The organism is Shewanella sp. P1-14-1 (genome assembly GCF_001401775.1).
GTDB classification, from domain to species: domain Bacteria; phylum Pseudomonadota; class Gammaproteobacteria; order Enterobacterales; family Shewanellaceae; genus Shewanella; species Shewanella japonica.
In genome coordinates, this window is sequence record NZ_LKTL01000029.1 from 38,548 (window position 1) to 59,968 (window position 21,421).

Annotated in this window: 17 protein-coding genes and 1 tRNA gene; 9 read left to right on the plus strand and 9 right to left on the minus strand. The window is 40.3% G+C overall.

The window, feature by feature from the left end; genetic code table 11:
• Positions 1 to 184 precede the first annotated feature (184 nt).
• A complete protein-coding gene (locus AN944_RS18210) occupies positions 185 to 577 on the minus strand; it encodes a MerR family DNA-binding transcriptional regulator (RefSeq protein ID WP_055026075.1) in 393 nt (130 codons plus the stop codon).
• A 394-nt stretch (positions 578 to 971) separates the two neighbouring features.
• Here AN944_RS18210 and AN944_RS18215 point away from each other — a divergent pair, with 394 nt between their 5' ends.
• Complete coding sequence (locus AN944_RS18215) at positions 972 to 2,894, plus strand: propionyl-CoA synthetase (RefSeq protein WP_055026076.1); 1,923 nt, start codon at positions 972 to 974, stop codon at positions 2,892 to 2,894.
• A gap of 324 nt (positions 2,895 to 3,218) precedes the next feature.
• Positions 3,219 to 3,698, plus strand: a complete 480-nt coding sequence (locus AN944_RS18220) for a hypothetical protein (RefSeq protein WP_055026077.1) — start codon at positions 3,219 to 3,221, stop codon at positions 3,696 to 3,698.
• A 217-nt stretch (positions 3,699 to 3,915) separates the two neighbouring features.
• Here the strand turns inward: AN944_RS18220 and AN944_RS18225 are convergent, their stop codons facing one another.
• The 5 genes from AN944_RS18225 to AN944_RS18245 all read right to left on the minus strand — a co-directional run bounded on the left by AN944_RS18225 (position 3,916) and on the right by AN944_RS18245 (position 9,811).
• Positions 3,916 to 4,665, minus strand: a complete 750-nt coding sequence (locus AN944_RS18225) for an SDR family oxidoreductase (RefSeq protein WP_055026078.1) — start codon at positions 4,663 to 4,665, stop codon at positions 3,916 to 3,918.
• Positions 4,666 to 5,093: 428 nt separating this feature from the next.
• On the minus strand, positions 5,094 to 6,104 hold the full coding sequence (locus AN944_RS18230; protein ID WP_055026079.1) for a LysR family transcriptional regulator: 1,011 nt from the start codon (positions 6,102 to 6,104) through the stop codon (positions 5,094 to 5,096).
• 269 nt (positions 6,105 to 6,373) lie between these two features.
• The gene (locus tag AN944_RS18235; protein WP_055026080.1) at positions 6,374 to 6,907 is read right to left on the minus strand and encodes a hypothetical protein; all 534 of its coding nucleotides are present in this window, start codon (positions 6,905 to 6,907) and stop codon (positions 6,374 to 6,376) included.
• A gap of 11 nt (positions 6,908 to 6,918) precedes the next feature.
• The gene (locus tag AN944_RS18240) at positions 6,919 to 9,144 is read right to left on the minus strand and encodes an aldehyde ferredoxin oxidoreductase (protein ID WP_055026081.1); all 2,226 of its coding nucleotides are present in this window, start codon (positions 9,142 to 9,144) and stop codon (positions 6,919 to 6,921) included.
• Between the two features lie 19 nt (positions 9,145 to 9,163).
• The gene (locus tag AN944_RS18245) at positions 9,164 to 9,811 is read right to left on the minus strand and encodes a 4Fe-4S dicluster domain-containing protein (RefSeq protein WP_055026082.1); all 648 of its coding nucleotides are present in this window, start codon (positions 9,809 to 9,811) and stop codon (positions 9,164 to 9,166) included.
• A 396-nt stretch (positions 9,812 to 10,207) separates the two neighbouring features.
• On the opposite strand from AN944_RS18245, the gene AN944_RS18250 reads away from it, so the two are divergent.
• The 3 genes from AN944_RS18250 (at position 10,208) to AN944_RS18260 (ending at position 15,010) form a co-directional block, all read left to right on the plus strand.
• Complete coding sequence (locus AN944_RS18250) at positions 10,208 to 12,604, plus strand: OmcA/MtrC family decaheme c-type cytochrome (protein WP_160319092.1); 2,397 nt, start codon at positions 10,208 to 10,210, stop codon at positions 12,602 to 12,604.
• Positions 12,605 to 12,979: 375 nt separating this feature from the next.
• Positions 12,980 to 14,509 (plus strand): NADP-dependent phosphogluconate dehydrogenase, encoded by a 1,530-nt coding sequence (gene gndA, locus AN944_RS18255; protein WP_055026084.1) that lies wholly within the window; start codon positions 12,980 to 12,982, stop codon positions 14,507 to 14,509.
• A gap of 198 nt (positions 14,510 to 14,707) precedes the next feature.
• On the plus strand, positions 14,708 to 15,010 hold the full coding sequence (locus AN944_RS18260) for a hypothetical protein (RefSeq protein WP_055026085.1): 303 nt from the start codon (positions 14,708 to 14,710) through the stop codon (positions 15,008 to 15,010).
• 77 nt (positions 15,011 to 15,087) lie between these two features.
• Here the strand turns inward: AN944_RS18260 and AN944_RS18265 are convergent, their stop codons facing one another.
• The gene (locus AN944_RS18265) at positions 15,088 to 15,867 is read right to left on the minus strand and encodes an IclR family transcriptional regulator (RefSeq protein WP_055026092.1); all 780 of its coding nucleotides are present in this window, start codon (positions 15,865 to 15,867) and stop codon (positions 15,088 to 15,090) included.
• 289 nt (positions 15,868 to 16,156) lie between these two features.
• Here AN944_RS18265 and AN944_RS18270 point away from each other — a divergent pair, with 289 nt between their 5' ends.
• Positions 16,157 to 16,933: a phytanoyl-CoA dioxygenase family protein gene (locus tag AN944_RS18270; protein ID WP_055026086.1), complete on the plus strand. Its 777-nt coding sequence runs from the start codon at positions 16,157 to 16,159 to the stop codon at positions 16,931 to 16,933.
• 107 nt (positions 16,934 to 17,040) lie between these two features.
• Here AN944_RS18270 and AN944_RS18275 read toward each other — a convergent pair whose 3' ends face one another.
• Positions 17,041 to 17,922 (minus strand): 1,4-dihydroxy-2-naphthoate polyprenyltransferase, encoded by an 882-nt coding sequence (locus AN944_RS18275; protein ID WP_055026087.1) that lies wholly within the window; start codon positions 17,920 to 17,922, stop codon positions 17,041 to 17,043.
• A 238-nt stretch (positions 17,923 to 18,160) separates the two neighbouring features.
• On the opposite strand from AN944_RS18275, the gene tesB reads away from it, so the two are divergent.
• The 3 genes from tesB to AN944_RS18290 all read left to right on the plus strand — a co-directional run bounded on the left by tesB (position 18,161) and on the right by AN944_RS18290 (position 20,873).
• Entirely contained in the window at positions 18,161 to 19,024 is an 864-nt protein-coding gene (gene tesB, locus AN944_RS18280; protein ID WP_055026088.1) for an acyl-CoA thioesterase II, read from the plus strand.
• Positions 19,025 to 19,028: 4 nt separating this feature from the next.
• Positions 19,029 to 19,424 carry a YbaY family lipoprotein gene (locus AN944_RS18285; protein WP_055026089.1) on the plus strand — a complete coding sequence of 132 codons (396 nt, stop codon included), beginning with the start codon at positions 19,029 to 19,031 and terminating at the stop codon, positions 19,422 to 19,424.
• Between the two features lie 192 nt (positions 19,425 to 19,616).
• Positions 19,617 to 20,873, plus strand: a complete 1,257-nt coding sequence (locus AN944_RS18290; RefSeq protein ID WP_055026090.1) for an MFS transporter — start codon at positions 19,617 to 19,619, stop codon at positions 20,871 to 20,873.
• 461 nt (positions 20,874 to 21,334) lie between these two features.
• Here the strand turns inward: AN944_RS18290 and AN944_RS18295 are convergent.
• Positions 21,335 to 21,410: transfer RNA gene (locus AN944_RS18295), tRNA-Glu, on the minus strand.
• Positions 21,411 to 21,421 lie beyond the last annotated feature (11 nt).

The window sequence follows — 21,421 nt, forward strand, 5'->3', positions numbered from 1 at the left end:
GGTACTTTTACCGTGAAACTATGTTGTTTCTTAGGCTTATAATTTTTATGTTGAGCTTTGTATTGGTTAAGCATCAGTTCTTAGTGACTAATTGCTTGGTTTAACGTTATATCGAGTCGATGAGTGCGACGTTTTGAGCTTAGTTGTTAATTGTGATGCTTTGAGGGGGGCTCCCCCCAATTATTTAATCTTGTTCTAGCGCCGCTCGGCATTGCTGCTCTGCAGAATTCAGCTCCATGAGTACGACTTTGATGTCATCCATTTGCTGCTGCAGCGAAGCTTTCTTTTCTTCTACTAAGTCGAGCATGGTATGTAATTGTGACGTACTGCTTTTATCCGCATCATACAGTTCGAATAACCGACGGGTTTCAGCTAACGAAAAGCCTAATCGCTTACCACGCAAAATCAGTTTTAGACGAACTCTGTCTTTTAAGCTGTAAATACGGGTTTGCCCACGGCGTTTAGGTTTAATAAGCCCTTGGTCTTCGTAAAAACGAATACTCCGAGTCGTGATATCAAACTCTTTTGATAAATCACTAATTGAATAGGTTGATTGTGGGTTTATGTTCGCGCTCATCATCTCACCAAAAATACGTCTTTTGATGCAAGATATATGAAGTTTACGTAAAGGTAAAGTTTGTCGCCGGTTTGTGACGGGGTTTCGCTTGATGAAGTTGTAAATTGAGCTTGCCAATACTGAGAAAATCTCAGTTTCGGTGAGGTGAAAAGGCTTGTGTTTAATTGGGCTAAGTGTAGCAAATTTTTGCTGCTGTTTATCATGAAAATTTATACGACTGTTTTAATTTCAGGTAGTTAGTTAATTATTTCTATGCAAATTGCAGCGGGATTTATCGCTATTTCTATATCCCTTGGTCTAATAGGGTTTATTTTTTAACCACGCCATAATGAAAAAATTATGATCAGAAATAAAAATATCAATTGCGAATAAAAAACTGATAGAGGAATAGCATATGGCTGGATTAGGGATGAAGATGCATCAGCAATCTATACAAGATAAGCAGACGTTTTGGCAACAAGCATCACAAGCAGTGACTTGGTTTACCCCCTTTAACACTGTGTTGGACGAGTCAAATGCCCCTTTTTATCAGTGGTTTGCTGGTGGCAAAATGAACTCTTGTTTTAATGCTGTCGACAGGCATGTTGAAGCGGGTTATGGCGATCGTATTGCCATCGAGTATGTGAGTCCTGTGACTCAAAATCACTACAGCATTACGTATAAAGAATTGTTATCTCAAGTCAGTCGTTTAGCAGGTTACATGGAATCCATTGGTATTAAAAAAGGCGATAGAGTCGTCATTTACATGCCCATGGTGCCAGAAACCGCCTATGCAATGTTGGCTTGTGCTCGTATCGGTGCAATCCATTCTGTCGTTTTTGGTGGCTTTGCTGCTAATGAACTTGCGACTAGAATTAACGATGCTAAGCCTAAGCTAGTGTTATCAGCATCATGCGGTATCGAGCCATCTGGTGTTGTTAAATACAAACCGCTACTGGATGAAGCGTTAGAGCAAGCGACTCACCAAGTTAATCATTGTGTCATTTTAAATAGGCCACAATATCAAGCTGAATTACTGAGTGAGCGCGATGTTGATTGGCAGCAAGCAGTAGCAGGTGCACCATTAATTGATTGTGTTCCCCTTGAGTCAACTCACCCTTTATATGTGTTATATACCTCAGGTACCACAGGGCAACCAAAAGGAGTTGTAAGAGATAACGGTGGCCACGCAGTCGCCATGATGTGGTCAATGAAGCATATTTATAATATTGATGCGGGCGATGTATTTTGGGCTGCATCGGATGTGGGGTGGGTTGTAGGCCACTCATACATTGTCTATGGACCGTTAATGGCGGGAGCGACAACCTTAATGTATGAGGGCAAACCCGTTGGCACGCCTGATGCTGGGGCTTTTTGGCGAATTATTTCACAATATAACGTTAAAAGTTTTTTTACCGCTCCTACGGCCATTCGCGCAATTAAACGAGAAGACCCTAATGGTGATGGATTAGACGGCGTTGATTTGTCTTGTCTTGGGCAAGTCTTTTTAGCGGGTGAGCGTTGCGATCCTGATACGCTTTACTGGGCGCAAGAAAAGTTGAACAAGCCAGTGATTGATCATTGGTGGCAAACTGAAACTGGTTGGCCAGTTGCTGCCAATTTAATGGGAGCCGATCCTATTGAAGTTAAAGCAGGATCGCCAGCAAGGCCAGTACCGGGTTACCAAGTTGAAGTACTTGATGCTATGGGTGAGCAAGTGCCTGCCAATGAAAGCGGTAATGTCGTGATTAAATTGCCATTACCGCCAGGAAATCTCACCACGCTTTGGAATAACGACAGCCGTTACGTCGACAGTTATTTATCCATGTATGACGGTTATTACTTAACGGGTGATGCTGGTTACATCGATGAAGACGGGTATCTTTATATTATGAGTCGTATCGATGACATCATCAATGTTGCTGGGCACCGTTTATCGACAGGTCGATTTGAAGAAGTGTTATGTCAACATGATGCTGTGGCTGAGGCGGCAGTGATTGGTGTGCAAGATAAACTTAAAGGCCAAGTGCCTCTAGGGTTAGTGGTATTAAAAAATGGTGTCGATATTTCTGATGAGCAATTATATAAGGAGTTATTAGCCTTAGTTCGCCATGAAATAGGTCCTGTTGCCTCTTTTAGATTGGTGAGTGCGGTGCAAAAGCTGCCTAAAACCCGTTCAGGTAAAATATTACGGGCGACGATGCGTAAAATTGCCGACAATAGTGCCTTTACTGTGCCTGCCACAATCGAAGATCCCATGACTTTAGATATTGTGCGCTCAGCGTTAACTAAGATGGGATATGCCGATGCGTTAGCAAAGGAGCTCACAGCCTCTTAAGTTACACTGTGGTATAGCTGTGACAAGAATATGCGTTTGGGAGCAAGCTGAGCTTAATCTACGCTCAGCTTTTTTTGATGAGTTTTGCGCCTTGATGAATAATTGCCTGAAATCTCGTGTAATGCTGCGGGTTTGTCGCTAAAAAGTGACTAAATATGGCATGACTGGCGAAGCGACATTATTAGTCTAAAATGAGAGCTAAACACTGATTTTATTATTTAATTTTACTTTGCATGATAATAACGACTGCAATTTAGTTTTATAATAAGCTAATACAATCCGTTTTTGTTAGCAGCTTATTCGATTAAAAAGGTTTTAGCATTCATGATTTCCAATATTAAAGAATTGCCTGAAAAAATTAACACTAAAACAAGTCGTTTGTTTTGGTTGACGGTATTCACTGGCGGTATTTATCCCATTCTTTGGTTGTTTGCGAAATACCCTAAAATGGATGATATCACCTCAATTCGCACTGCTGACGATAGCTTCGTGATAACTATTGCTGTGTGTTTTGGCCTTGGCGGCGTGCTAACCCACAGTGATATGGGATTATTCGGATTTGTCGGAAATATGATGCTGCTGATCGCATTTGGTCTTTATGTTTTTTGGTCTTTTCGTGCCAGAGCGGCGATTCAAGATTATGCTCACGTTAACTTCGATATTGATTACAAGATGAATAAGTTTTTCACGGTAATTTTTAATATTTTTTATATTAATTACTGCATAAATCAATTACCTGAAGAACAACAAAAAGGCCATCCTACCTATGGCAAAGGCTCGATTAATATTACTGAGCTAAAGTAATCCTGTTTCAGTATTTTGAACATAAAAAAAGAGAAGCTTTACGCTTCTCTTTTTTATGTTTCTGACTTAATTTTTATGAACTGGTATCAAATTATTTAATGAACAGTTTTGTGCGCTTTTAGTTTGATATATCTGCAATGTGTTGTTTTATTGCTCTTTTGTGTTTGCGGTTTAGTGTAAACAACATATGACGACAAGCTGAAAAGTAAGCGATTTTCTAGCTCATTTTACGTAAAAACTTATCAGGTAATATACGGAGGATTAATTGAATCATCGCCCAAGGGTAACTCGGCACATAACAATTTGCAGGTTCCTTATTGATTGCTTTGACCATCGCTTTGCAGCCTGTTTCAGCATCGACCATAAATAATGCCCCATCGGCGTGATCGTTAATTTCTGTTTTAATGTAACCAGGGTGTACGCAAGTAACCTTAATCGGTGTATTCATTACATCTAACCGCATGCCTTCGGAAAGCGAGCTTAATCCTGCTTTAGTTGCTGCATAAACGGTCATTGCTCGTCTAAAACCTCGCAGTGCACTAATTGAGGAAACTGTGACTAAGTGGCCCGCGTTTTGTTTACGGAATATACTCATTGCAGCTTCACACTGAGCTAAAGCAGCGATGAAATTAGTTTGTGCAGTTTGTTTATTGGCTTCAAATAATCCTGTGCCTATTGAGCCACCTTTTCCCATACCTGCATTCACTATGATGCGATCAACTTGCCCCATTAACTGAGTAAATTGCTCAAAAACGTCAAACACCTGTTGATGGTCATTGACATCTAGCGGTAATAACCAGACGTTGACGTTTGGATTAATCGACTCGATTTGACTTTTTAATGCATCTAATCGTTCGGTTCTACGAGCACAAAGTCCTAGATTGCAGCCTTGTTTAGCAAACTCTATGGCCATACCTTGACCTAAACCTGAGCTTGCCCCTGTGATAATGATATTTTGTCTATGCATCTTGATTCCATTCTGATTAAACACGAACAAGAAAACTTAACGTTGTTTCTGTGTTATTTTTATCGATAAATTTCTTGCTGTTTTCAACCGATTGGATGAGAAAAGAGCAAAAGCTCAAATTATCTTGCGGACATTCCAAACAAGTGTCAAATCTGAGTGAATAATAACAATGTTATTTAAACCATGGGCCGGTGAAGAGATTACTGCTGAAATCTTACGGAACCAGTATCTCGAGTTGTCAGGTGTATTTAGAAATGGGCCTTGCGATGGCTTTTGCGTGTTTTGTGATTGAAAGGGAAGCGATGGCAAAGCACGGTAACACCAGCCATTGTGGCTGGTGTATAGAGTAAGGTTTCAGTATTTAGCTTATTAGTCTTTCTGGTATTTTGTTTATTTGTATTAGGTTAACTAACAATCTGGCAATCATTTTAGCGCTCAAATTGACAAGCTTTAATGCAGCCATTTGCTCCTGTGGTGATTAGCTCGGCAATTTTGTTTTTTACACATTCAGATAGCTTACGTTCAGACTTTCTGGTTTGCATGTAGAGCGTCATATTGGGCTTATTACGCATTAATTCTTCACGTTCTTTTCGTGGGACAATTTGCGCTCTGATGGTGTCATCATGGGTTAAATAATCTACCGCACCTTGAGATACCACTAAAGTAATAGCGTCAGTGCCGACTAAGAAGTCAGAAATTTCATTGAGGTTGTTTGTTTTAGCGGCAACGAGTAATTCTCTTTGACGAGAATCGGCAAACTGTTTTAGCGGTGTCGCTTCAAGTTCGCTATTAAAATGCAGCACTTCAGTCAAAATTACAGGGTAATTAAGCACACGATCTAAAATTGGCTTATACATCTCATCCCAAATTGGGTGGTTTTCTCTTGCGACTACAAAGGTGTCGGTAACTTCACAAATTTTCTGACTTTGTATGCCAACATGAATGGACGGATTGCAGGTAATGACGATGTCGCAATGACTATTCAATAACATTTCTTCGTCATTTGCGCCGTTGTCTTGCAATACTGCAGATTTAACGCAGGGTTTCATACACGCGTTATTACATTGGCAGTTATACAGTTTCCTTAGCACGCCATTTGTAAAACCAGAAGGCGCATGAATGACAATTTCACTGTTAAGTGTTTCGATGCTTTTATCTATTTCTTGTGCAAGATCGATATGGTTGATTTCAATACGTTTAAGGATAGGGTAAAGGCGCTGAGACTTATCGGTTATTTCTAAGCCTGACACTTTTTTGATAAACAAGGGATCATCAAAAGCTTCTCGTAACCTAGACAGGCAACGACTTATTTTTGATTGGGGAACGTTAAATGACTCAGCTGTGAGTTTACCGCTTTGAAACTCGTAAAGTCGAAGAAATACCAGCAAAGTCATGTAATCAAGATGCAGAAGACTTTCTTGTGTAGTTGTTGGCTTCATATATCACACTTAGTTGGAATCATGTATGAGTAATGTACCAACTAGGAGGTAATTTAGGAGTTAAAAACTAGATAAGTTTTACCTTAGTCACGATAAAGCGGCGTTTTTATTCTTGAAGTGTTAACTAACGAATAAGATTAGCGAAAATCAGTCAAAAGTTTATTCTGTACATAGCTAAACTGGCTAAATATAAATAAGAAATTTAGCCTATATTGATTTTATTGGGGTGTTATTGCCTTATAAACGGCATATAAGGCAATAACGTTTACCTAAGCAGACCACTCAAATGGATCATGGTCAGCCAACACTTTGGCATAAGTGTTGGTCATGGTTTTTATGGAGAAGTAATAACCATGAGTTTGGGTTTCATGATTCTTGGCATCGGCTTGAAAATGAATGTCTTCACACCCCTCTGTTTGGCTAAATTTATCAATTAATGTCGTTAATTCACTGAGTTCAAGTTTATAAGGTGGATAGCTAAAGTTAACCGCTGCAACGAGTTCGCCCATTGCTGAATAACGGCGAATATAATCCGCCATTGTTTCAATTAACTTATCATCTTTTACCCCAATCCATTGGATGGCGTAACTTCTTACAATGAACCTTTTAGAATAAAAATAGTGCTCTTTTTCTCCCGTTATAATGGCGATATCGTGATATTGGCTATCTTCAATCAATTGTTGATGAGCGAGTTCAACATCTTCTATTTCTACATCAAGGCCTGCGACAGCAATAACTTGCTCGGCCGTCACCAGACGACCGTCCTTACTTAGCAAGCGAATATAATCAACCAGTTCAATCATATTTGATTTACCTATGCTGGTAACAACGCCAAGCTTTCTAGCTTGTCAGCGACGTAACCCAGTTTGAATTTTTCTAATGTTGCACGAGTCGGTACGCCAGTATCCTTATCCCAGCCCATTTCAGCGTAAAACATGTCTAAGCCTATTTGGATATCGTCTCGATCCATTTTAATCGTGCCTTCGTCGCCGAAATTCTTGTCATGATCTAAGTCATAAACCCATTCAGACAAGACATCATGTTTATTTCGCTGATCGATTTCATTCATTTGCAACACGGTAAGTGCGCGGTGCAATTGCAAGACACTTTCTGCCATGGCGTCCAGTTCGGCTTCTGATGTTTCAATACCTGTGACAAGGCTGAACATTTGTGCTTCGATTGAGCTGTCACCGATATAGTCTCGATTGGCATCTGGTGAGACAACGAGTGGGAACATCCAGTTACATAGGGTTAATGAATCATGTAATACATTTTTCACTAAACACCATTTAGCAAATTTTGCTTTGGAGGTGTTCATTGCTGTGTAATGTTGAACTGGATCAAATGCGCCTTCGCCCCATAGTGACGCGGCTACTTCGGCGATCTTGGCGTGGGGAAGGCCACAGTTAATTAAGTTGATGTGCGAGTGACATTGCGGATCACGGTTAAATACTGTGTTTAGCAGTGCTCCTACTTGACCTGCTGATTCACTGGCGTGGTGAACGCCACCCACCATAGAACGGTTAAACACTTTCATGTTTTTATCGAGAAATACACTGTAGGTTTTACCGACTAAATCATAATTTGCATCAGATTCTAACTCGAAGGTCAATTCCGCCATACGAGGAGATTCTACCTCATTAAGAATATCTTCAACGTTGTACAGTTCACCATCTTCATTAATGAATTCATGTAAGCCACGGCCTAGGCAGCGCCCTAGAATATTTGAGCCAGGATAATCTTCACTGTAGGCAATACGGGTATAGAAATCTTGCATAAAATGCGCATCGAGATCAGCGTATTGTGCCCAATTAATCGCAGCATATTCTTCAGCTGGTAGAATGATTTCCCAAAAGCCGCGGGCGGTAAACTCTCGCATTAAATGGGACAGTTGGCCGTAAGCACTCCAAATACCATTATCATCCATATAATAGGCACCAACCGTTTGAATGTCGGTTCGTTTTTCACCATTGCTTGGTTTCCCCATGGCGTACCAAGGATCGAGAAAACCTAAACATACATTGGTAATGTTTTCAGTTGGCAGATTGTATTCGGTTTTCATTTTTGGGTTTTTAACTTCACAAAAACAGCGAATAGGGCAAGAGTGACAGCCTCCTGGACGTTTAAAGATTTTATTGGCTTCATCACGGCCAAAATACATTTCGGCCATTGAGGTGCGCATGCCTACTTTTTGGCGGTCATCCCATGGTGTTTCACCCACATCAACAGGATTGTCTGCAGCTCCCCATGTGACGCCTGGACCGCCTCGCCAACGACTGCCTGTAGAGCTATACTCTGCCCAAGATTGCGGCTGATTAGGAACAACTCCTTGATTGTTAGCACCAATGATCCCAAGAATATGGTCATCTAATGCACGTAATTGCTCATTGGTTGTCGATTCTGCGATATCGACTGTACCAGTGCCAATAATACCAATGGCCTTAAGTTTTTTAGAGCCTAGTACAGCCCCATGACCGCCTGCTGAATGGCCACCTTGAGTTTGAATAGTTGATTGAGCTACAAGGTGTTCACCACTAGGGCCAATTGCTGCAACCTGAGCTTGTTGTCCCATTAATTTACTGATGCTGGCAAAGGTATCGAATATGCCTACTCCCCATAAAGAATCTGCGGGTTCGAGGGTGACAGTGTCATCAACAATTTTTAGCCATACAGGGGTTTCTGATTTACCTTCAATAATAATTGCATCGTAACCAGCAAATTTAAGCTCTGGTGAAAAGTGACCGCCAAAGTGGCCATCAGTGATTAAGTGATTTCGAATAACAGGGTTACGAGAAGTAATCGTTGTTCTAGCCGAACATATTGCACCTGAGCCACTTAATGGCCCCGCTGAAATAACTAATTGGTTTTCTTCATCAGTTGCTTTAATTCCGTCGACATGGTCATCCCATAAAACTTTATAACCGATTCCCATTCCGCCAATATAATCGTGATAGGTTTCTGTTGTTTCTTTAGTAATAACTTTTGTAGTTAAATTAACTCTTAAAATATAACCGGCCCAGCCACCATATGTAGTAGTCATAATTATTCCTTTTTAGTTTTTAAACTAATTCTAAATACTTTTCATGAAGTTCAACTTCGGCAACAGCGTCTTCCCAGGTATAAAACTTAATTGCGCCAGTTGGGCAAACTTGGGCACAATTAGGACTGCCTTCACAGAGATCGCATTTGAGAGATTTTCGAGTGGTTTTATCTATGGTGATAACTTGCTGCGGGCATTTGTCAGCGCAATAGCCACAACCGACACATAAGTCATCGTTGACCACTCTGGCTCCCGTTTCTTCGTTAACGGTAATCGCTTCTTGAGGGCAAACGGTCATGCAAACATCACATTGACGACAGGTTGATGGCACAATGGTGCTATCACCTTGTTCACCACGCTGGTCTTGATAGTTTGGCTGCACGCCATGGGGGCCAAAATTGAGGTTTTTGGCAACTTTAATTCTTGAGGTACTTGGGCTGACAGCTGATTTTCCGTGGCTCCAGCTACAGGCTATTTCGCAACGTCGGCAACCTACACATAAGATAGGGTTGACGACCATGAGTCCACCGGGTATGACTTCAACTATTGGGGTTTCTGCGTCATCACTGCTACCACACCCAGTTAAAAAACCGACTAATGTTCCACCATAAACGGTTCCGACAGCGACCTTAGCGCCATTAGCAAGTAGTGCTCTCCTTGTAATCATATTTGTTTCCTCTTAATTATAAATATTGCTTTTATGTTTATATTTATGATTCGAGTATTATTTAATTAATTTAAAAACAAGTTGATTATGATCACGTTTGTTTTCTTGTTTTTCTAATTAGTCTTAATATATATCTTAAGTCACATTTTTTTGCTGTGTATTCCATTTATTAAAATTTGCTTTTCTATTTAATTATTGAAAAATCCTATTCGATTCCATTTTTTGGAATTGTTACTTTTGAACTGAGTATTTTACTTTGTGGAATGTACTGTTTTGTTAGTTGTTGTTTTAATATTTTGAGTGGATTCATGATTTTTATCACAATAAGATTTTTATAAATAAATAATTATTACTAAAAATTAAAAATGCCGTGAATTAATAAAAGGAATAATAATGATGAGCAAATTGTTAATTAGGAAATATAAGAAGTGGATAACACCGCTTGTTTTAGTTCCAATGGTTGCACTTACAGCATGTTCCGGTGATGACGGAAAAAATGGCGATGATGGAGAATCTGGTGACATTAACATTGCAATTTCATCGGCAAAATCATTACAAGCTGAAATTGAAAAGGTCACGATTGATGAGTCGTTGCAGGTCTCTTTTGAGTTTTATCTTAGTAATGCCAACGGTGTAGCTGTAAGTGGTTTAGCCGATGTGGCGTCCATTTCAACTTTAGGGGCAGGCATTGCTAAGCTAGGAGTTCAACAAAGGCGCGTGCGCCCATTGAATGAAGCAGATAGCGCTACTGTTGTGACAACTGCTGAAACTGATTTATCACCACAATGGACGAGTTATATCAATAACGTGGTTGAGCCTGGAGACGTTGCGGACAATGATTTAGAAGAGGGCTGGGACAAGCACAAAGGGACTCAGTGGCAAGCAAGTATTGAGTCGGATTGTAAAGAAGCTTGTATTGAAGCTATTGGAAACGGTTTATATCGTTATACGTTTTCACAGCCTTTAGATAGCTATTCAAATATTGATGGAATTAATACTGAGTACAATGTAGAAAATATTCATCGGGTGTATTTAGAGTTAATGCCTTTTTCCGATGCAGACATCAGTACGATGTTGGTGAACACCACATTTGACTTTGACCCGACCACTGGCGTAAGCGCTTCAGCAGAAGATACTCGGGTATTACTGACAGCGGAGCAGAGTTGTTATCGATGCCATACAAATGACTTAAGTGCTGACAATCGCTTATTAATGCATGGCAATAAACGCTTTGATTATGAAGGCTGTGTGATGTGTCATACCAGTTATTCTGGCGATCCTGAAACAGGCGTGAGTATTGGCATGGCCAGCTTAGTACATAAAATCCATAAAAGTGATTATTTGGTCATTGGTTATAACGGATCTGTCCATGATTATAGCGATCTGACTTATCCTGGAGATATGCATCAATGTCAGCAATGTCATATTGAAGATGGTGCGCCTCAAGCTAACTTTTACCAATACCCTGGTCAAGAAACCTGTTTAAGCTGTCATGAGAAATATGCACCTGATACCTGGAATGGGACTGCGGTAGGCTTATTTCACGATCGAGATGCGTTTCCTGATGCATGGGCGATGAGCTGCAGTGGTTGTCACCCAGATAGTCATAATCCATTAGGTTCGGCCATTTTCCACAATGCTACTGTGAGTGTGACAGATTCCTTGATTGAGCAATATCAGTTTGCGTTAACTGACAGTGTGGTAAATGAGGCGCAAGACACGTTAACAGCTACCCTAACTTTTAACCAATTAAGCACGACTCCAGATGCTGATCCCGCTATAGATAACCTTTGGCTGGTGGCATCAGGTAATCCGCAACAAGATGTTATGCCTGAAAACAATGGCCAGCGTAAAGTGTGGGACCTGGTATCAAGCTCAGAAGATATCACGTTAATTAGGGAGAGTTCAGTTGTTACTGTGACAATTAACAATGCTGGTGTTGCCGATCTTGGGCTGAATACGACGGGTACCTTATATGCGAAGGTTATGGTTTGCGGAGACAAATTAACGGGTCTAGCAGCTTCATGTGAGGCACTAGAGACGGAATCAAGTATCGTGCTTGCTGAGGTCCCAGCTGATGCAGCGATATCATTAACCACTAATGTTGAGCTTTATACTGAATTAGTGAATAACCAAAAGTGTATTGCTTGCCATGATGAACAGTTCCAGCAACGAGTGAATGAAGCTCACAGTAAAATATCTACACCAGCCAATGGGGCAACCTGCGGTGCTTGTCACTCGCCACAAGTTGCGACAACCTTAGCAGATGGTAGTTGTCAAAGCTGTCATACCAACGACATGGTTAAATACATGAATGCCACACGCAAACACACACCAGGTGATGCAAGTATTAAATCATTTAGAACTATTAATAATAGTCTAGGTTATCGAGAGTTAGTGCATTCACTGCATGCAAATACTCGCACAACCAAAGGCTATACCGGTAGTGAACGTGAAGCAATGACGTATCCGGCTTCTGCGAACGATTGTCGTGCGTGTCATGATGAAGGTCAGCTCCAAATGGATACGCTTGGTGCGCAAGACTCAGTCATAGTGGCAGCTCGTGATGCGACCTCATCGGGTCAAGTTTCTGAGTATTCACCGACTGTTGCTGTGTGTGCCTCATGCCATAACACTGAAGCAAGCTGGGCAGCTCATGCAGAAAGCTTCGGCGGTGTATTCCAACAAGATGCAAGCTCTGGCGCAATATATCAGCCTGGTGATGAGTCTTGCCAAACCTGTCATGGCGAAGGGAAAAGCTTAGGTATTGATGTGATGCACGGACTGAACTAAATCGTTCATCAATGTGTTAAAGGTTGTATGAGTTAGCTTGCTTAGATAAGCTTATACAACCTTTTTTAGTTACTTTTAAGCTAAAATGAGCTCATTAATCATGTTTTATTAAGGTCGCTGACTTGGTTATTTAACCAAAAATCTTGTATTTTCAGACTACTGGATTAAATGTTGTAACGATTATTTACAATCCGTTTTAATTTATTCTAACTCACTGTGTTTATTAGCTAAAACTTGTTTATTAGTTTGCTTTCCTAATTATGCAATTGTGTGTGCACATTTTGCGACTGTAATTTAGTTACATAAATCAGTATAATCACCGTCCAAATGGATTCGCTACGCGCGATTAATCTCTGTGACCTTTGGAAAATAATAATGACTACCCAACCCTTTCGTTCAGACATCGGTGTTATCGGCCTCGGTGTAATGGGCAAGAATCTCGCGTTAAATATTGCTGATAATGGCTACCAGGTCGCGGCTTTCGACCTCGACAGCGACAAAGTGAATACCGCAATAAATCAAGAACAAGCAGAAAGAAAAGCAAACTTAGCTCCCCGAATGCTAGGCTGTAATAATCTTACTGAAATGCTTGATTCTTTAGCTAAACCTCGCGTCATTGTGTTATCTGTGCCTGCTGGTGGACCTGTTGATGGCGTGTGTAATGCGCTTATTGAAGCAGGTATCGAATCAGACGATATCATTGTTGATACAGGTAATAGTCTATGGACTGATACTGTGGAGCGTGAAGCGCGCTTTAAAGGTAAGTTTGTATTCTTTAGTTCTGCTGTTTCAGGTGGAGAAGTTGGTGCACGTTTTGGACCTTCTTTAATGCCTAGTGGTGATAAAGATGCTTGGCAATACGTGGCACCTGTATGGAAAGCAATGGCAGCAAAAGTTGATCCTGAAACTGGCTTGCCTATTGAGCGGTTTGAGCCGGGCAATCCAGTGATTGAAGGGGAACCATGCACGACTTACATAGGTCCTGCGGGCTCTGGCCATTACGTTAAAATGGTGCATAACGGTATTGAATATGCTGACATGCAACTCATTTGCGAAGCTTATCAATTATTGCATGATGGCTTAGGTTTATCTGCTCATGAAGTTGGTAGTATTTTCCATACTTGGAACCAAGGTAGTTTAAATAGCTATCTTATGGAAATAAGCGCAGAGGTGTTACAACAAGATGATCCGTTAACCGGTCAACCTCTGGTTGAAATGATCTTAGATAAAGCGGGTCAAAAAGGCACAGGTCTATGGACTGCGGTAAGCAGCTTACAAATTGGCTGCCCTGCGCCAACAATTGCTGAAGCGGTTTATGCACGTGCGGTGAGTACGCAAAAAACCTTGCGGGTTAATTTAAGCAGTAAGCTTTCTGGTCCTGCAAAAATACCATTGAACGATGCCGAAAAAGCGGAGTTTATCGCTAACCTGGAAGATGCTTTATATTGCGCCAAGGTATGTTGTTATGCCCAAGGTTTTCAATTAATGGCGATGGCAGCTAAAGAGCAAAATTGGGATTTAGATTTTGCTGAAATCGCCAAGATTTGGCGTGCGGGTTGTATCATTCGTGCCACTTTCTTACAGTCAATTACTAAAGCTTATCAAGATGATGCAGCGCTTCCAAACTTACTGATGGCTCAAACCTTCAGCGACAGTTTATCAGCTAAGCATATGAATTGGCGCAAGACCGTTGCGGCATCTGTCATGCAAGGGATCCCTGCACCCTGCATTAGTTCTGCAGTGGCTTATTATGATAGCTATCGCAGTGAAACCTTGCCCGCAAATTTACTCCAAGGTCAACGTGACTTTTTTGGAGCCCATACATTTGAACGTACTGATAAACCAGCAGGTGAAAAATATCATCTAGATTGGAGTGCTAAGCAACGCACATTATCAAAAGTTTGATATCGACTTTGAATGACAGCTTTTAGCTGGCTATTGATTAAAAAGCACTTCTATTTAGAAGTGCTTTTTTGTGTATAGAATAATGATATTACCCAATCAAGCGGGTAAGCAAAACTTGTAACTGCGGCTTGACTGCTATAGGTTCAACTATAAGCAGTAAGGTTTGTAAGTAAAAATTCATAGTTATGAGGGAATATAATGCCGACAAAAGCTGATAAAAAGAAACGAATAGCCGAAGCGATAGAAAGCGTCACGTTTGAATATGAACAATACTCCAAAAATGCTGCCAAAAAACTCCCCCCCCTTGAAATTGACAATAATGATGCACTAGAAAAATTACTTGAAGTCGTACTGCTAAGGGAATCGTTAAGTCAAAGAACGGCAGCTAAAGCACCTGCATCAGTGAAGTTAAGAGCTTCTTTAGCCGACATGATCTTGCTTAATGATGATTTTGACCGAAAACAGATCTCGGCCAATGCAACGGCAGAAGTTGAATCTTAAAAGTCTACAGTGCTAAGTTTTTACGTATGCTAATACGCCTTTTTCCATAAAGGAAAGGCGTATTAAGCGGATTGCGTTTAACTTATTAACTGGTGGGTAATTTGTTTCGCTGTTTGCTTCAGCGCATTTTGAAGCAGGTTTAGCTCTGTGTGGTTTAGCACATTGGGTAACACTGAAAAGGTGAGTGCGGCAATCACTTGTCCTTCTGGTTCTCCAATCAATGCGCAATATTCCGCGATACCTTCAATATGGCTTGTATGTGTAAACAAAAAACCTTGTTGCTTAACTTCTTCCAGTTGAGCAGATAAAGCCATTTTCTGTTTTTGATTCATTGTTAAATAAAGTGCATCTCGTTTTAGTATCATCAAGGCGACATCAGGGTTACTGTTTGCCAGTAATACCTTACCAGCAGTTGATGAAACGGTAGAGAACATTGCTCCTTCAGTTATGTTGATTGACACTGGGGAGTGACTTTTTGCTTGTACAATAACCATTGCCTGACTTTGGTAAAGCATGCTTAAGTGACAAGCTTGACCTGTGGTAACCGCCAAATCCTCCATTAACGGCAGCGCTGCTTGCCTCACTTTATCAATCGGCGATATTCCTCTTGAGAGGTTATATATTTTCAAAGACAGCTGATATCGACCAGAAGACTCATCCCGATGAAGGTACCCCCGAGCTTCAAGGTTAACCAATACCCGATAGATATCATTTGGCTTACGCCCAATACCTTTGGCTATCTCTGATTGAAGTAAAGGGGTTTGTTGCTCAGCTAAAAATTCCAAAATATCAAAGCCCTTGTCCAATGCTGGCACAGAGTACTTTTGTTCTGCTATTGAGTTAACACTTGCTGGCATATCACCTTTCCCTTTATTAATGGTGCCCAATTGTTCGGTTGGCCTTTTTCTTTGAGATGTAGGTATGGCTATTTGGGCAAATTTGCATAGAAAACCGACAGGGTATTTATTTATAAGATCAATACTTATATAAATTTAACATTTATATATAAATAAAAACTTGCGATCTTAATAAGTTTAATTGATTATTGTTAACAATACTTAATTTGTTTAGGCGTTTATTTTGCCATTATCGAGCAAGATGAATAAAGACGGAACTAACATTAGCAATTAAAAGGAAGTATGGAAGATGAGTAAGCTTGAATTAACAGTTGAACAGATTAAAGATTTTAATCGTGATGGCTATGTCATTGTAAAGGGATACTATTCTCAACAAGAAATGGCGAAATTGCAGCAAGTCGCTTTTAATGATGAGGGTTTGTACCAACAAGCATGGAATAAGAAAGACAGTCAAGGTGCCTTAAGCAAGGTGTGCATTTGGCAGCAAACTGGTGATGACTTATACAGTATGTTTTCTAGAGGCCGACGACTTGTTGATTCAGTAGAAAAGATACTAGAAGAGGAGGCTTACCATACGAGTACCAAAATCATGATGAAAGAGCCATTGGTTGGAGGCGCTTGGGAATGGCATCAAGACTTCGGTTATTGGCATCAAGATAACCTTATGCTGTACCCAAAAGCGATTAGCTGCATGATTGCCATCAACTCTGCAACAGTTGAAAATGGCTGCTTACAGGTACTAAAAGGCTCACATCATATAGGAAGGTTAGATCACGCTAAAGCTGGCGATCAAAAAGGCGCAGACATGACTTTTGTCGAAGAGGCAATGAAGTATCATCCTTTAGTCAATGTTGAGTTAGCAACGGGGGATGTTCTGTTTTTTCATTGCAACTTGCTGCATAAATCAAATCAAAATCGCTCAGATAAACCTAGATGGTCGATGATATGTGCTTACAATGCAATTACTAATCAAGCATTTAAACCAAATGAAGCTGTGTATTATCCGCTTTCTAGGCTGGATGATAGTGCTATTCTTGAATGGCATGAAGAGGGAAGAAAAGGGTAATTATTACAGGATTAAGTATAGGCTTAATAAAGTAAAAAGCTTCCTATGACATGCTTGTATTAATGTTAAAGCAAGTTCATAGGAAGACTTATTGGGCGAGCGGTCAGTTACATTGGCAAACTAAAGATTAACCCTATGCTGAACAATAGGCTGAAAATCATTGTTAACTTAGCTGTGCGCCCCAAGATTGGGTTTAAGGCTTCACCACTGGTATTACTGAACTCTCCGCTGAGTTGACGAGCGTAGATTAATGATAAACCTGCTAGCAGCACTGGAAGGCCTGCAAGGTTACCCATTAAAAAACCACCAATAATAAGACCAAAAGGTAAATAGACTAATGCTTGATATAAGACTCTAGCTTGAGCTTGTCCAATTTTGACTGCAAGGGTATTTTTACCTGCTTTGGTGTCTGTTTGAATATCACGGGTATTATTTACTAGCATAATCGCTGCGTTAAACATGCCAATAGCGCTTCCTAACAGCCAAGCACTGGTACTCGTGTCACCTGCTTGTAAGTAATAACTACCAACGACGGCAACAAGCCCAAAGAATACAAATGCTGCCACTTCACCTAAACCATGTGATGCTAAAGGGTAAGGTCCACCGCTGTAACATACCGCACCAAGTAAGGATGCCACGGCTAATATCGCAATAGGCCAGCCACCATGAAAAATAAGTGCTGAACCAACCAATAATGCAAGCAATAAGCAAATAACCATGGCATTGCGTACACTGCTAGGTGATAACATTCCGCTTTGGGTCACTCTGACAGGCCCTACTCGTTCTTCTGTGTCGATGCCATTTTTAAAATCAAAATAATCATTGGCTAAATTGACGGCAATTTGCAATAAAATGGCACATAACATTGAAATGCAAGCAATGGTATAACTGAATTGCTCAAGGTGTAGGGCTAAAATATTACCAATTAATAATGGACCAATGGCAGCAGGTAAAGTGCGAGGTCTAATGGCTAAAATCCAAGATTGCATATTGTTAAGGCTTCAAGATATCGAGTTAAATTAGGATAGACTAATAGCATAGCAACTTTTTTTGATTAAGTACGAGGTTGTGATCGCGCAATTAAGTAAAATCTTGTTACTAATTGTGCTGAATTTTATCGTTTTTTTGTTTATTTGTACGTAAATTCGAGAATATATTTACGCTAGGTGTGTGGTTCTAAGGTAATCTAAGTTTATTGAGTCAGGTTGTGCAGACGTTAGGGAAATTATGAGTCAAGTTTTAAACGATTTATTATCACTGCTTTCATTAGAGCAAATCGAACTAGGGTTGTTCCGTGGGCAAAGTCAGGATTTAGGCTTCGGTCATGTCTTTGGCGGACAAGTGATGGGGCAAGCGTTAAGTGCTGCAAAGCAAACGGTAAGTGAAGATAGGCATGTGCATTCATTACACTCTTATTTTTTGCGGGCGGGTGATGAGAAACTTCCTATTGTCTACGATGTTGAAAACATGCGTGATGGGGGCAGTTTCAGTGCAAGACGAGTAAAAGCGATTCAAAAAGGCCGCCCTATTTTTTACATGACTTGCTCGTTTCAAGCTCCTGAAGAAGGTTTTGAACATCAAGCTGAAATGCCAGTCGTCGATGGTCCAGACGGGTTACTAAATCAGCAAGAATTAGCTTCTACAATGCGCGATAAAGTACCCGCTAACATACTTGAAAAATTCATGGCTGACTCGCCGATCGAAATGCGCTTGGTTAATCCAATACATCCTATCGCTCCAGACTCTACTGAACCCAAGCGGTATATTTGGATGCGAGCGAATGGCCATATTCCAAGTGATCACAGTGTTCATGAATACTTGCTCGCATATGCGTCAGATTTCAACTTTCTGGTGACTGCGGCTCAGCCTCATGGTGTGTCATTTTTAACGCCAGGGATTAAAATGGCGACGATAGATCATGCCATGTGGTTCCATAGGCCGTTTAATTTTTCAGATTGGTTGCTTTATAGTGTAGAAAGTACCAATGCCAGCGGTGGCCGCGGTTTTGTTAAAGGGCAGTTTTTTGATCAACAAGGTCGCTTGGTTGCATCTGCAACACAAGAAGGCTTATTAAGAATGACGAAAGGATAAAAATATGAAGTTCGGTGTAAAAGCAGCAATGTTTGCGTTGATGACATTTATGATGACTGCGTGTGTAACCGTTACCCCAGATGAGCCGGTTATTATTAATGGCTATGCGGGTTACCTTGAGAAAATTGTATTGCCTCAAAACTGTAAAATTAACATTGCGATTATTGGTCTTAATACCCCAGGTTTAATTATCTCGCAAAAAACGTTCGATATTGCCAGAGCACCAGTACCGTTTAAGTTTACGTTACCTGCGGACAGTATTGATGAAGATATTGAGTATGGGGTTGTTGCGATGATTCTGTATCAAGATAGACCTATTTTTCAAACCTATGAGAAATTTCCGGTTATCAATAATGATAAGTTCACCACTGAAGTTATTATGAAAAAGGTAGAGCGCTAAACTGATCACTTTACACCTGCTTAATAACAGCAGGGTTCATTAGTAAAAATATTGCTCGAACTTTAAGTTATGTCTTAATGATTATGCTGACAAATTAAGACATAACTCACATCTTTAACTTTCTCAAATTGCTTATGGTCTTCATCGAGCAATAATCAATGCTCAGTTAACTATTTAATCGAGGCTTATGTTGTGCCTGATTTACTTGCCAAAGAAGCCACTGAAAACCAATCTGGTGGCGAACAAAGATTAATTTGGGCATTGTGTCTCGCATCTATCGTTGTTTATATCAATTTATATGCAGTACAAGGCATGCTGCCCTTAATTGCTGAGCATTTTAATGTCAGTGGTGCTAAAGCAACATTGATCTTGTCTGTTACCAGTTTTTCGCTGGCTTTTTCGTTACTTATTTATGCGGTAATTTCAGACCGAGTAGGCCGTTTAGCGCCAATTATGGTCAGCTTATGGATGTTAGTCGCTTCCAATCTATTACTTATTTTTGCTCGAGACTTTGATGCTTTATTATTGGTTAGGCTATTGCAGGGGGTATTACTCGCAGCAGTACCTGCCATTGCAATGGCATATTTTAAAGAGCAATTACCAGCAGGTTTTTTATTAAAAGCGGCTGGTATTTACATTATGGCAAATAGTTTAGGCGGCATTGGTGGCAGGTTAATGGGAGGGCTTTTGTCTCAATACTTTACCTGGGAACAAGCCATGATGGTGAATTTTTCGGTTACTTTGATTGGGATTTCTATAGTCACATATTTGCTACCAAGAAGAGAAATAAAGTGCGCGGCAACCCAATACTCAACGAGCGTCATTAATAAAATAAAGCACGATATCGGTGGTTTTATTTATCATTTGACAGATCCCCAGATGCGGCTTGTATATGCCATCGGTGGACTTGCTTTTATGATGATGGTGAATCAGTTCAGCTTTATTCAATTACACTTGATGGCCGACCCATACAATTTTAGCCGTTTTGCGGCTACTTTAATTTTTCTTTGCTATTTAAGTGGAACATTAACGTCTTATTTATCTGCCAAGTGGGTGGTTAAATTTGGCGCTCAACGATTATTCAAAGGCGCATTGGTTGTGATGTTGCTTGGCACGTTATTGACCTTAATGGATAATCTACTTTGCATTACAATTGGTTTTTTACTGACTGCGAGTGGTTTTTTCTTAACTCATAGTTGTTGTAATTCGTTTGTGGCGATAAGAGCATCGACTCATAGGGCTAAGGCGACTTCCCTATACCTTTGCAGTTATTATCTAGGAGCGTCCCTTGGAGGCCCTTATTTGATGATATTTTGGCATCAATCAGAGTGGCAAGGTGTTGTTATTGGTTCGGTAGGGTTATTGTCTCTTTTATTAGTGGCTATTTTAAGGTTGACACATCATCAATCTAAGGCAGCTGAACAAGAGCTCAATACGCAAACACAGTAACGACATAGATAAGTTTTCTACCTTTGAATTAGAGGCCTAAAGGCCTCTTTTTTTTGTTGTTTTTTCTTGCGCTAAGCCTGCTCGACGTTCAAAACTGAGTTGTCTATTGAAACAACGTTAGTATCCAGTTATTACATTCACTTTGTACCTCATGTACAAATACAATACGTAATGTTTGATTTTAATTGTTCAGCACTCATTTTAGAGTGAACTTTAAAGAATAGCTAAAGCCTCAACTCACTAAGTATCCTAGATAGATTATGTAATTATTAAGAGCTCATCTTGATTTGATTGGCGTTGCTAACTAACACTTTAGGCGTTGACATTATAGTCGTTACGTATAGGTATTCATTTAGAGAGGTCTTTTTGAGTTAGCGATAAATTTCAGACATAAAAAAAACCACAATTAAGTGGCTTTGATATTACTTAAAACTCAGTTTGATAACTCAGAGTTAAGAAAGTGGTATCCCCTAGGGGATTCGAACCCCTGTTACCGCCGTGAAAGGGCGGTGTCCTAGGCCTCTAGACGAAGGGGACCCGGACATATT

Bases quoted from the DNA above. Each gene is read 5' to 3' on its own strand.
- AN944_RS18240 (WP_055026081.1), bottom strand. From the start codon at position 9,144: ATGACTACTACATATGGTGGCTGGGCCGGTTATATTTTAAGAGTTAAT.
- AN944_RS18235 (WP_055026080.1), bottom strand. From the start codon at position 6,907: ATGATTGAACTGGTTGATTATATTCGCTTGCTAAGTAAGGACGGTCGT.
- AN944_RS18230 (WP_055026079.1), bottom strand. From the start codon at position 6,104: ATGAAGCCAACAACTACACAAGAAAGTCTTCTGCATCTTGATTACATG.
- AN944_RS18225 (WP_055026078.1), bottom strand. From the start codon at position 4,665: ATGCATAGACAAAATATCATTATCACAGGGGCAAGCTCAGGTTTAGGT.
- AN944_RS18270 (WP_055026086.1), top strand. From the start codon at position 16,157: ATGAGTAAGCTTGAATTAACAGTTGAACAGATTAAAGATTTTAATCGT.
- AN944_RS18260 (WP_055026085.1), top strand. From the start codon at position 14,708: ATGCCGACAAAAGCTGATAAAAAGAAACGAATAGCCGAAGCGATAGAA.
- AN944_RS18265 (WP_055026092.1), bottom strand. From the start codon at position 15,867: ATGCCAGCAAGTGTTAACTCAATAGCAGAACAAAAGTACTCTGTGCCA.
- AN944_RS18215 (WP_055026076.1), top strand. From the start codon at position 972: ATGGCTGGATTAGGGATGAAGATGCATCAGCAATCTATACAAGATAAG.
- tesB (WP_055026088.1), top strand. From the start codon at position 18,161: ATGAGTCAAGTTTTAAACGATTTATTATCACTGCTTTCATTAGAGCAA.
- AN944_RS18275 (WP_055026087.1), bottom strand. From the start codon at position 17,922: ATGCAATCTTGGATTTTAGCCATTAGACCTCGCACTTTACCTGCTGCC.
- AN944_RS18245 (WP_055026082.1), bottom strand. From the start codon at position 9,811: ATGATTACAAGGAGAGCACTACTTGCTAATGGCGCTAAGGTCGCTGTC.
- AN944_RS18250 (WP_160319092.1), top strand. From the start codon at position 10,208: ATGAGCAAATTGTTAATTAGGAAATATAAGAAGTGGATAACACCGCTT.
- AN944_RS18285 (WP_055026089.1), top strand. From the start codon at position 19,029: ATGAAGTTCGGTGTAAAAGCAGCAATGTTTGCGTTGATGACATTTATG.
- AN944_RS18210 (WP_055026075.1), bottom strand. From the start codon at position 577: ATGAGCGCGAACATAAACCCACAATCAACCTATTCAATTAGTGATTTA.
- AN944_RS18220 (WP_055026077.1), top strand. From the start codon at position 3,219: ATGATTTCCAATATTAAAGAATTGCCTGAAAAAATTAACACTAAAACA.
- gndA (WP_055026084.1), top strand. From the start codon at position 12,980: ATGACTACCCAACCCTTTCGTTCAGACATCGGTGTTATCGGCCTCGGT.